Annotated in this window: 12 protein-coding genes; 7 read left to right on the forward strand and 5 right to left on the reverse strand. The window is 57.6% G+C overall.

What is annotated here, in order from left to right; translation table 11 throughout:
• Window positions 1-32: 32 nt before the first annotated feature.
• Window positions 33-482: an L-alanine exporter AlaE gene (gene alaE / locus E3U32_RS00115; RefSeq protein WP_134347214.1), complete on the reverse strand. Its 450-nt coding sequence runs from the start codon at window positions 480-482 to the stop codon at window positions 33-35.
• Window positions 483-976: 494 nt separating this feature from the next.
• Here alaE and stpA point away from each other — a divergent pair, with 494 nt between their 5' ends.
• Complete coding sequence (gene stpA / locus E3U32_RS00120; protein ID WP_134347215.1) at window positions 977-1,381, forward strand: DNA-binding protein StpA; 405 nt, start codon at window positions 977-979, stop codon at window positions 1,379-1,381.
• Window positions 1,382-1,419: 38 nt separating this feature from the next.
• On the opposite strand, the gene E3U32_RS00125 is transcribed toward stpA, so the two are convergent.
• From E3U32_RS00125 to E3U32_RS00140, 4 genes are all read right to left on the reverse strand, one after another.
• Window positions 1,420-1,599: a hypothetical protein gene (locus tag E3U32_RS00125; RefSeq protein WP_134347216.1), complete on the reverse strand. Its 180-nt coding sequence runs from the start codon at window positions 1,597-1,599 to the stop codon at window positions 1,420-1,422.
• Window positions 1,600-1,678: 79 nt separating this feature from the next.
• On the reverse strand, window positions 1,679-2,200 hold the full coding sequence (locus E3U32_RS00130; RefSeq protein WP_134347217.1) for a rhodanese family protein: 522 nt from the start codon (window positions 2,198-2,200) through the stop codon (window positions 1,679-1,681).
• Between the two features lie 9 nt (window positions 2,201-2,209).
• Window positions 2,210-2,509 (reverse strand): ArsR/SmtB family transcription factor, encoded by a 300-nt coding sequence (locus tag E3U32_RS00135; protein ID WP_134347218.1) that lies wholly within the window; start codon window positions 2,507-2,509, stop codon window positions 2,210-2,212.
• Window positions 2,510-2,546: 37 nt separating this feature from the next.
• Window positions 2,547-3,485: a LysR substrate-binding domain-containing protein gene (locus E3U32_RS00140; RefSeq protein ID WP_134347219.1), complete on the reverse strand. Its 939-nt coding sequence runs from the start codon at window positions 3,483-3,485 to the stop codon at window positions 2,547-2,549.
• Between the two features lie 321 nt (window positions 3,486-3,806).
• On the opposite strand from E3U32_RS00140, the gene E3U32_RS00145 reads away from it, so the two are divergent.
• The 6 genes from E3U32_RS00145 to E3U32_RS00170 all read left to right on the forward strand — a co-directional run bounded on the left by E3U32_RS00145 (window position 3,807) and on the right by E3U32_RS00170 (window position 11,375).
• Entirely contained in the window at window positions 3,807-4,412 is a 606-nt protein-coding gene (locus tag E3U32_RS00145; protein WP_134347220.1) for an ankyrin repeat domain-containing protein, read from the forward strand.
• 107 nt (window positions 4,413-4,519) lie between these two features.
• Window positions 4,520-6,061, forward strand: a complete 1,542-nt coding sequence (gene fdrA, locus E3U32_RS00150; RefSeq protein ID WP_134347221.1) for an acyl-CoA synthetase FdrA — start codon at window positions 4,520-4,522, stop codon at window positions 6,059-6,061.
• On the forward strand, window positions 6,061-7,476 hold the full coding sequence (locus E3U32_RS00155; RefSeq protein WP_208527893.1) for a DUF1116 domain-containing protein: 1,416 nt from the start codon (window positions 6,061-6,063) through the stop codon (window positions 7,474-7,476). Before fdrA ends, E3U32_RS00155 begins: the two co-directional genes overlap by 1 nt.
• A gap of 11 nt (window positions 7,477-7,487) precedes the next feature.
• Window positions 7,488-9,041: a xanthine permease gene (locus E3U32_RS00160; RefSeq protein WP_134347223.1), complete on the forward strand. Its 1,554-nt coding sequence runs from the start codon at window positions 7,488-7,490 to the stop codon at window positions 9,039-9,041.
• The gene (locus tag E3U32_RS00165; protein ID WP_134347224.1) at window positions 9,038-9,994 is read left to right on the forward strand and encodes a carbamate kinase family protein; all 957 of its coding nucleotides are present in this window, start codon (window positions 9,038-9,040) and stop codon (window positions 9,992-9,994) included. Before E3U32_RS00160 ends, E3U32_RS00165 begins: the two co-directional genes overlap by 4 nt.
• 1 nt (window position 9,995) lies before the next feature.
• A complete protein-coding gene (locus E3U32_RS00170; RefSeq protein ID WP_134347225.1) occupies window positions 9,996-11,375 on the forward strand; it encodes an amidohydrolase family protein in 1,380 nt (459 codons plus the stop codon).
• Window position 11,376: the final 1 nt, after the last annotated feature.

Below are 11,376 nucleotides of genomic sequence, written 5' to 3' on the forward strand. Positions count from 1 at the left end.
ATTTGCGACTGGCGTGCGCCAGTCGCTTCACATCACGCTTTTGCCTGGCTGTACTGGCTGACCTTAAACAGGCGGCGACAGTAGTCGAGGAAATAGCCGTATACCGCACCCATCAGCATTGAAATCACAATATTCGAACTGACCGCCGCAGCAATCTGGTGCCAGTCCGCACCTACCGTCAGCAGAATGGCCACGTAAACCGGAGACTGGAACGTTACATACGCCAGAACGTCCGCCAGGTTTTTCACCCAGCCTGCAGGGCTGATACGCCGCGCGATGCGCATTACCGCATCGCGGTATAAACCGTAAGGCCAGGCAATAATAATATTGACCGGGATCGCCACCAGGCGAGAAGAAAGTGACTGCTCGAAGGTCATTCCGGAGAGGAATATTTCAATCAGCATGTTCACGACGGAACAGTAGACAACCATCGCGAAAGTATCCGCTACCGCATGGCGAAGGCGTGATTGCGGTGAGAACATGTCTGAACTCCTTGAGAAGAACACAAAAGAAACGATTTTCCCTAAGCAGTTAGTGCTTTAGGTTGGTTTGTTTGACATGTATAGCGTATATCTCTGCGTTTGAACTAACAACTAGTGATTAATCTTTATTTAATCGCGTTTTGTCCACAAAACTCTCTAAAGTTGATTGTTTTTTGTTCGGTTCGTTATAATCTGTCTCGCTTAGCAATTTTTATATAAAAATCATATGCTTGATATTCACGGGGCTGAGGTGCGGATCGTCTTTCGTATGGGTAGCGAAGAATGCTGATATTTGGATTAAAGCTGACCATTTATATTGACGTCAGTATTGAATTCGCACGTATCCTACATGCGTCATAAGGTAATATTACTGGCGATATTTAAACATATTGACATTATTGGCGGGGCGGCCCCGCGGGTAGATATTTCGACAGAAATGAATTATTCTGTTGGGGATTTATCTATTTACCCTAAAGAAAAGGTTTTCAAATAATATGTCTTTGACGTTACAGAATCTTAATAATATCCGAACTCTGCGTGCCATGGCCCGCGAATTATCCCTGGACGTTCTTGAGGAAATGCTGGAAAAGGTCAGGGTCGTTGCCGAAGAGAAACGTAGTGAACTGGCGGAATTAGAGCAGCAACGCGCTGAGCAGCAGGAGAAAATTAATGCTCTGCTGGAACTGATGAAAGCCGATGGTATTTCACCGACAGACCTGTTGGGCTCTGAGCTGGTGCAGGCAGGCAAGCCAGCGAAAAAGCGCAAGCCGCGTGAAGCCAAATACCGCTTTATTGACCAGAACGGTGAAGAGAAAACGTGGACCGGCCAGGGCCGCACGCCGAAGCCTATTGCCAGCGCGCTGGCGAACGGTAAATCACTTGATGATTTTCTGATGTAATGCGTGAACCGGGCGGAACACTCCGCCCGGTTAACTGTTCAGCAGACGCCAAAATCACCGTCTTCGGTATACAGCGACAGATCGGTGGCTTTAAGGGTATATGTCTCACCTTGTTCATTGCTGGCCTGTACCGCCACAATGCTGTCACCATTCACTTCGAGCACTTTCAGCTTCGGGCCGCCTTTAAGCGGTTGCACATAATCACCGACAGAAAACATATTACCTCCTCATCGTTTTAGCGATCTTCACCTTAGCCCACGTACGACGGCGGGTACAGCGTATTTCATCGATTACTGCTTATGAGGTACGCCGGTTCCAGGGCATCACTTTGAGCAGTCGCGCCATACCGCAAAAACCCGTCACCCCCGCGAACATCAGCCCGGCACCCACGAAACCGCTGAGCAGGAAAAAGCCGCTTGAGACGCTATAGCCCAGCACCACACCGCAGAGAATGAGCAGCCCGGCGGCAATTTGCACCTGACGCATCAGCGGCAGCGGCTGGGATTTGTCTTCGACAGTCTGAAGCCCGGCCTGCTTCCAGCCCTGAATGCCACCTTCGACCACAAATGCCTCGGCGGGCGCGGCAGCCTGTGCAAGGCGATCGGCATTCCCCGACGTTCGGGCGCCGGACTGGCAGTGAAAAATTACCGTTTCACCCGCGTGCGCTTTAAGCCCGTCGGGTAGGGTAGCCAGCGGCACCGACTGCGCAACGGGAATATGCTCGCGTGCGTACTCGTCGGCATCGCGAATATCAATCAGTTTTGCGCCTTCAGCGACGCGGGCACTGGCCTGGTGCGGGGAAAGAAGAGGAAGTGACATGGCGGCTCCTTACGGGCAATAAAGGGTTTTCAGGGTGCTGATAAGCTGATGTACCGCATCGTTTTTAATGAAATAAAGAATGCGCTGCGCGTCGCGGGTGCTGTCGATAAGACCTTCCTCACGCATGCGCGCCAGATGCTGTGACGTAGCGGAAGGACTGAGCCCCGTCGCACGCGCCAGTTCCCCCGCGCTGGTGCCGGGGGCACCGCAGAGCGTGCAGAGGATCAGCAGCCGACGCGGGTTGCTCATCGCTTTTAAGAGTGCGGCGGCCTGCTCAGCGCTGGCCTGGAGTTGTTCAAGTTCAGTCATTGTAGTTTAGTATTTGCTTAATTAAGTAAATGCTAAACTAATTTGTGGCTTCGCGCCACAGGAGATCGCTATAGATGTGGGTCAGCACCCCTGCTGGGCCAAACTGCTGTTTGATCCAGCGCGTCACCTGGCCGGTCGCGGCATGCTGCGTGGCGAGCAGCATGCGCGAGTCCTGACGCGGGTTATTAATTCGTCGCGTCACCAGCAGCCCCGCCTCTACCGCCTCACGTGCCATATGCTCCGGTAAAAAACCTATCCCTTCCCCCAGGATCTGGCACTGACATTTGGTGTTAAAGTCCGGTACCAGAATCGCCTCCTGTCCGTGCAGCAGCCAGCCGACCTTCTTATTAATGGTGTGCGCGGTATCTTCCACCATAATGTTGGGGTACAGGCGCAGCTGGCTTTCCGCTATCGGTTCCGGGACGAAGGCCAGCGGATGTTCCGGCGCGATGGCGAACACCCAGCGGATGGCGCCGATCTCGGTGTAATCAATCCCGCCGCCGTCGAGCAGCGTGTCCGGCGCGCCAATGGCGATGTTGGCCTGGTTGTTAATGATGGAGTCCCAGACGCCGTTATACACCTCGGTGGTGACGGTGATCTGGCAGGTAGGGAACTGCTTTTTCAGCACCTGCAGCAGCCGCGCGGTATGGCGCGGCGTGTACAAAAGCTGATTGATACAGATGCGCACCCGCGCCTCGATGCCCTGAGAAATGGTATCTATGCCGCGCTTGATGGCATGAAAATCATTCAGCAGGTCGGTCGCTTTGCGATAAAAGTAAAACCCGGACTCGGTCAGCTCAATGCTGCGCGTGTTGCGGACAAACAGCACCACGTCCAGCCCGGTTTCCATCCGCTTGATGGTGTAACTGATGGCCGAGGTGGTAACCCCCAGCTCGGTTGCCGCCTTGCTGAAGCTGCCGAAGCGTGCGGCGGTGGTAAAGGCCAGCAGGTTCTCTTCGGTAAAGATGGAATTCATATCGCTGCTCCCGTGAGCCATCAGTTTTGAACATATTTTAACAGCGCCGTTACAATGCATTTGACGTCGATCACAGTTCTGACGTTTAACGCGAGGCCGCGAAATATAAGGCTTCGTCAGGCATAAGCAGAATGCAGCTCTGAGCGTAAAAAAGCCCGAAAACATAAGGAAAAGGTTGCACGGCCGCACGTTTTGGCTGAATTGTTGAATTTAACTCAATAATGAATTGACTGTCGATGAATCATTTTTAAGCGGATTCTTTTATGACCAGGCTGTTGCTATTCTCAGGTCAACAGAAATAAAAACATCGGGAGTCTGAATATGTCTGCAACTGAACTCGTTACTGAATTTCTGCTGGCGGCAGAAGAGGGCAATAGCGATGCGCTAAAAGCCTGTCTGGAGAAAGGCGTGGATATTAACGCCACCAACCGCCAGAAAAGAACGGCGGTTATTATTGCCAGCCTCAAAAAGCATTATGCCTGTGTGGAGTTATTAATTGCTGCCGGTGCGGATATTGATAAACAGGACCAGACCTGCTTTAACCCCTTCCTGATTAGCTGCCTGACCAACGATATCACCCTGCTGCGCCTTGTCCTTCCGGCAAATCCGGATCTTGACCGCCTGACGCGCTTTGGCGGCGTGGGCATTACGCCTGCCAGTGAAAAAGGACACGTGGAGATCGTGCGCGAGCTGCTGGAAAAAACCGACATTAACGTCAATCACACCAACTTTGTCGGCTGGACGCCGCTGCTGGAAGCCATCGTGTTAAACGACGGTGGCGCGAAGCAGCAGGCGATCGTGAAGCTGCTGCTGGATCACGGTGCGAACCCGCACATGACCGATAAATACGGCAAAACCCCGCTCGAGCTGGCGCGGGAAAAAGGCTTCGATGCGATAGCCGACCTGCTGCTGGCGGCGGGCGCGTAAAGCAATCGGTCAGCCGCCTCCGGCTGGCCGTTAATTTAAAAAGCGTATTTACCGACGTGCATTTTGCACGACGGCGGCCCCCTTTTATCCGCAAACAGGTGCAAATAATGCCAACGAAAATCGTGATTAAAAAGAACACCTATTTTGACTCCGTTTCATTAATGTCCGTTTCCACCAAAGCCAATAAATTACCGGGCGTCGAGCAAGCCTTTGTGGCTATGGCGACGGAGATGAATAAAGGCGTCTTAAAAAATCTCGGGCTATTAACGCCGGAATTAAATGAGGCTAAAAACGGCGACCTGATGATCGTTATTAAAGGCGACGCGGCCAATGATGAAACCCTGGCCGCTATTGAGGCGCTGTTCACCCGTAAAGAGAGCGCAGGCTCCCATGAAGCGCGTTACGCCACAATTGCCAGCGCCAAAGCCCATCGTCCTGACGCAAACCTCGCGGTCATTTCGGTCAACGGTACCTTCGCCGCGCGTGAAGCGCGTCAGGCGCTGGAAAACGACCTCAACGTGATGCTGTTCTCCGACAACGTGTCGCTCGACGACGAGCTGGCGCTGAAGCAGCTTGCGCACCAGAAAGGGCTGCTGATGATGGGGCCGGACTGCGGCACCGCCATTATCAACGGCGCGGGGCTGTGCTTTGCCAATGCGGTACGCCGCGGACCGATTGGTATTGTCGGCGCATCCGGCACCGGCAGCCAGGAGCTGAGCGTGCGCATTCATGAGTTCGGCGGCGGCGTGTCGCAGCTGATTGGCACCGGCGGGCGCGATCTCAGCGAGAAAATTGGCGGCCTGATGATGCTGGATGCCATCGGAATGCTGGAAGCCGACGAGGAGACTCAGGTCATTGCACTCATCTCCAAGCCGCCGGCCCCGGCGGTAGCTGAGAAAGTGCTGGCCCGCGCGCGCGCCTGCCGCAAGCCCGTCGTCGCGTGTTTCCTCGGCCGCAGCGAACCGCACGCCGATGAAGACGGCCTGCAGTTCGCACGCGGTACCAAAGAGGCGGCCCTGAAGGCCGTCCTGCTCACCGGCATCAAAAAAGAGTCCCTTGACCTGCATCCGCTCAACTGGCCGTTGATTGAAGAGGTGCGCGCCCGCCTGACCCCGCAGCAGAAGTACATTCGCGGCCTGTTCTGCGGCGGCACGCTGTGCGACGAGGCGATGTTCGCGGCACTGGAGAAGTTCGACGACGTCTACAGCAACATCCAGCCGGATCCGACTAAACGGCTGAAAGACATCAGCGTCAGCCAGGCCCATACCTTCCTCGACTTTGGCGATGACGATTTCACCAACGGCAAGCCGCACCCGATGATCGACCCGACCAACCGCATCAGCCGCCTGCTGCAGGAGGCCCGCGACCCGGAAGTCGGGGTAATTGTGATGGACTTCGTGCTGGGCTTTGGCGCGCACGAGGACCCTGTAGGGGTGATGCTCGACGCCATTAAAGAGGCGCAGGCGATTGCAAAAGCCGATAACCGCCCGCTGGAAATTCTCGGCTACGTGCTGGGTACCGATCAGGATCCACAGCAACTGGCGCAGCAGTGCCAGTTGCTCACCGACGCCGGCGTGATTTGGGCCAGCAGCAGCACCAACACCGGATTACTGGCCCGTGAATTTGTCTGCAAAGGGGAGAAAGCATAATGACGACCTTATTTAACCAGCCGCTGAACGTGATTAACGTGGGAATTGCGATGTTCAGTGACGATCTCAAAAAGCAGCACGTTCCCGTCGCCCAGCTCGACTGGACGCCGCCGGGGCAGGGCAACATGCAGGTTGTCGAGGCGCTCGACCAGCTGGCTGAAAAACCGCTGGCGGAGAAAATCGCCGCCGCCAACCAAATAGCCCTTGAGCGCATTATTCAGTCTCATCCGGTGCTGGTGGGCTATGACCAGGCCATTAACGTTGTGCCGGGGATGACCCGCACCACCATTCTGCACGCCGGTCCGCCCGTCTCCTGGGAGAACATGTGCGGGGCGATGAAGGGCGCGGTCACCGGGGCGCTGGTGTTTGAAGGGCTGGCGACGGATCTGGAGGACGCGGCAAGGCTGGCGGCTTCAGGCGACATCACCTTCTCGCCGTGCCACGAGCACGACTGCGTGGGCTCCATGGCGGGCGTCACCTCCGCGTCGATGTTTATGCACATCGTTGAGAACAAAACCTACGGCAACCGCGCGTTCACCAACCTCAGCGAGCAGATGGCGAAGATCCTGCGCATGGGCGCCAACGACCAGAGCGTTATCGACCGCCTGAACTGGATGCGCGACGTGCTTGGCCCGATGCTGCGCGACGCCATGAAGATTATCGGCGAAATCGACCTGCGCCTGATGCTGACCCAGGCGCTGCACATGGGTGACGAGTGCCACAACCGCAACAACGCGGGCACCACGCTGCTGATCCAGGCGCTGACGCCGGGGCTGATTCAGGCGGGCTACCCGGTGGAGCAGCAGCGCGAGGTGTTTGAGTTTGTCGCCAGCAGCGACTACTTCTCCGGCCCGACGTGGATGGCGATGTGTAAGGCCGCGCTGGATGCCGCTCACGGCATTGAGTACAGCACCGTGGTCACCACCATGGCGCGCAACGGCTACGAGTTCGGCCTGCGCATCTCCGGCCTGCCGGGGCAGTGGTTCACCGGCCCGGCGCAGCAGGTGATTGGCCCGATGTTCGCGGGCTATAAGCCGGAAGACTCCGGGCTGGATATCGGCGACAGCGCCATCACCGAAACCTACGGCATCGGCGGCTTTGCAATGGCAACGGCCCCGGCGATTGTCGCCCTGGTGGGCGGCACGGTTGAGGAAGCCATCGACTTCTCGCGCCAGATGCGCGAAATCACCCTCGGCGAAAACCCAAACGTCACCATTCCGCTGCTTTCGTTTATGGGGATACCGACCGCCATCGACATCACCAAAGTCGCCGGCACCGGCATTCTGCCGGTCATCAATACCGCCATTGCCCATAAAGATGCGGGCATCGGCATGATTGGGGCGGGCATCGTTCACCCGCCGTTTAGCTGTTTTGAAAAGGCGCTGTTGACCTTCCGCGATCGCTACTTTTTATAAGGCATGCATCCATGAAAAACATGAAACTGGAGTGGAAAAGAGGTGACTGGGCGGCCTATTTCGGGTTGATGACCAACAACCTGACCAATTTGCTGACCATGATGGGGCTGCTCATTTTTGTCGTCGGCATCCCGAAGGAGATTGTTTATGGACGTATCGCGCCGGCCTTCGGGCTGGCGGTGCTGGCCGCGAGTATTTGCTACGCGTGGTTCGGCATGCAGATGGCGCGTCAGACCGGGCGCACGGATGTGACCGCGCTGCCGTCCGGCCCCAGCGCGCCGTCGATTTTTACCGTGACCTTCCTGGTCCTGATGCCGGTATACCAGCAAACGGGCGATGCGGAGTTCGCCATTCAGATTGGCCTGGTGTGGTGCTTTGTTGAGGCGATGATCCTGGCGGGCGGTTCGTTCCTTGGGGAAACCATCCGCAAGATGATCCCGCGCACCGTGCTGCTGTCGTGCCTGTCCGGTTTGGGCCTGCTGCTGCTGGCGATGAACCCGATGCTGCAGGCGTTCGAAGCGCCCACCGTGTCGTTCATCGTCCTGCTGCTGATCTTCATTAACTGGTTCGGCAAAAAGCCGATTTTCGCCAGAATCCCGACCGGTCTGCTGCTGCTGATTGCCGGCACGGCCCTGGCGTGGATCTCCGGTCTGCAAAGCCCGGACGCCATCAAAGCCTCGATGTCGTCGTTCGGCTTTAACCCGCCGCAGGTGCATGTGGAAGGTTTCCTGCAGGGCCTGCCGCACGCGCTGCCGTATCTCGCCTCGGCGGTTCCGCTGGGCCTGGCAAACTACATCTTTGACCTGGAGAACATCGAAAGCGCCCACGCGGCGGGGGATGCCTACCCGACGCGTAAGGTGATGCTGGCGAACGGTCTGGCCTCCATGCTCGGCTGCCTGATGGGGAACCCGTTCCCGGTGACGGTCTACGTCGGCCACCCTGGCTGGAAAGCGATGGGCGCGAGCATCGGCTACACCCTGGCCTCCGGTTTGACCATGTTCATCGTGCCGCTGTTCGGGCTGGGGGCTTTTATGCTCGCCATCATTCCGATGACCGCCATCGTGCCGATTCTGGTGTTTATCGGCGTCGTCACCGCCAACCAGGTGGTAAGGGAAACGCCCAAAGTCGAGGTTCCCGTCATCTTCATCTGCCTGTTCCCGTGGATCGCCAACTGGGCGCTGACCATGATGAACAGCGTGATGGGCGCGGCGGGCACCAGCGCGGCGAAAATCGGCACCGACGTGCTGCACAGCAAAGGCATCTACTACGAAGGCCTGATGCATCTCGGCAACGGCGCGCCGCTCGCCAGCATGCTGTGGGGCTGTATCGCCATCTTTGCCATCATCAACAAACCGCTGCGAGGAGCTGTCGCCGCCGCCGTTGGGGCGCTGCTGGCGCTGTTTGGCGTGATCCACGCCCCGGTGGTCGGCTTTGCTGAAGGCAGCTCGCTGATGTTCGTCACGGCCTACCTGATGATGGGCGGCATGTTTGTGGTGAAGCATTTTCTCGATAGCCGGGAAGTTGCGAGCGCTGAATCTGGCACCGTTGCGAAGGAAAACGTATGAAAGAGCTTATGGTCGTCGCCATTGGCGGCAACAGCATTATCAAAGACAACGCCAGCCAGTCTGTTGAACATCAGGCGCAGGCGGTAAAAGCGGTGGCAGAGTCGGTGCTGGAGATGCTGGCATCTGACTATGACATTGTGCTCACGCACGGCAATGGCCCCCAGGTGGGGCTGGATCTGCGCCGCGCTGAAATTGCGCATGAGCAAGAAGGGCTCCCGCTGACGCCGCTGGCAAACTGCGTGGCGGACACGCAGGGCGGTATCGGCTACCTGATCCAGCAGGCGCTAAACAACCGCCTGGCCGCGCGCGGAGAGCAAAAAGCGGTCACGGTCGTCACGCAGGTAGAGGTGGATAAAAACGATCCCGGTTTCACACACCCGACGAAACCGATCGGCGCCTTCTTCAGCGAGGCGCAGCGCGATGAACTACAAATCGCCCACCCGGACTGGCGTTTTGTTGAGGATTCTGGCCGGGGCTATCGTCGCGTGGTGGCCTCACCCCAGCCGCTGCGGATTGTGGAATCGGAGGCCATCAAGACCCTGACGCAAAAAGGCTTTGTGGTGATCGGCGCGGGCGGCGGCGGGATCCCCGTTGTGCGCTCGGCGCAGGGCGATTACCAGAGCGTCGATGCGGTGATTGATAAAGATCTCTCCACCGCGCTGCTGGCGCGCGAGATCCGCGCCGACGTGCTGGTGATCACCACCGGGGTGGAGAAGGTGTGCGTCAACTTCGGCAAGCCGAACCAGCAGGCGCTGGACACCGTCACCGTGGCGCAGATGACGCGCTATAGGGAAGAGGGCCATTTCCCGGCGGGCAGCATGCTGCCCAAAATCGTCGCCTCGCTGGAGTTTTTACACCACGGCGGCAAGCGCGTGATTATCACCTCGCCGGACTGCCTGCCCGCGGCGCTGCGCGGGGAAACCGGTACCCATATTGTTAATGAAGGAAGATAAGATGAGTGAAAATAAAAGCCGCCGCGAATTCATCAGCCAGAGCGGCAAAATGGTCACCGCCTGCGCGCTGTTTGGCGCGACCGGATCCGTCGCGTATGCTGCTGACTCAGCAAAGCCAACCTGCGAGACCGGCAAACCGATGAACATCACCGCGAAAAATTACTATCTGGACAACGTGCTGCTCGAAGCCGGGTTTAACGTTGATGGCAGCGTGGCGACAAGCACTTGCACCGAGCTGAAAACGCTGGAAATCAAAGACGGGAAGATCGTCGCCCTGCGCGACAATAAAAGCCACGCGGACGCTACGCTGCCGCACTATGACGCCGGCGGTAAACTGATGCTTCCGGCGATGCGCGACATGCACATCCACCTGGATAAAACCTTTTACGGCGGTCCGTGGCGCTCCCTGAACCGCCCGGCGGGCACCACCATTCAGGACATGATCCGCCTCGAGCAAAAATTGCTGCCGGAGCTGCAGCCGTATACCCAGGAGCGGGCGGAAAAGCTGATCGACCTGATCCAGTCGAAAGGCTCCACCATTGCCCGCAGCCACTGCAATATCGAGCCGACCTCCGGCCTGAAGAATCTCGAAAATCTGCAGGCGGTTTTGTCGCGCCGTCAGCCCGGCTTTGACTGTGAAATCGTCGCTTTCCCGCAGCACGGGCTGCTGCTGTCAAACTCAGAAAAACTGATGCGCGAGGCGATGCAGGCCGGAGCGCACTACGTGGGCGGGCTGGATCCAACCAACGTTGACGGCGCGATGGAGAAATCCCTCGATCTGATGTTCCAGATTGCGCTGGACTACGACAAAGGCGTGGACATTCACCTGCACGAAACCAGCCCGGCGGGCGTGGCGGCGGTGAATTACATGGTGGAAACCGTGGAGAAAACGCCGGCGCTGAAGGGCAAACTGACCATCAGCCACGCCTTCGCGCTGGCGACGCTCAACGAGCAGCAGGTGGATGAGATCGCCACCCGCATGGCGGCGCAGCAGGTGACCATCGCCTCCACCGTGCCAATTGGCACGTTGCATATGCCGCTGAAGCAGCTGCGGGATAAAGGCGTGTTTGTGATGACGGGGACCGACAGCGTGATCGACCACTGGTCGCCGTACGGTCTGGGGGACATGCTGGAAAAAGCCAATCTTTATGCCCAGCTCTACATCCGCCCGAACGAGCAAACGCTTTCCCGCGCATTAGGTATTGCCACCGGCGACGTGCTGCCGCTGAACGACAAAGGTGAACGCGTGTGGCCGAAAGTGCAGGACGACGCCAGCTTTGTGCTGGTGGACGCCTCCTGTTCCGCCGAAGCCGTGGCGCGTATCTCCCCACGTACCGCGACGTTCCATAAGGGTAACCTTGTCTGGGGCTCGGTGGGCTAAT

It is taken from the genome of Lelliottia nimipressuralis (genome assembly GCF_004402045.1).
In the GTDB taxonomy this organism is placed as follows: domain Bacteria; phylum Pseudomonadota; class Gammaproteobacteria; order Enterobacterales; family Enterobacteriaceae; genus Enterobacter; species Enterobacter chinensis.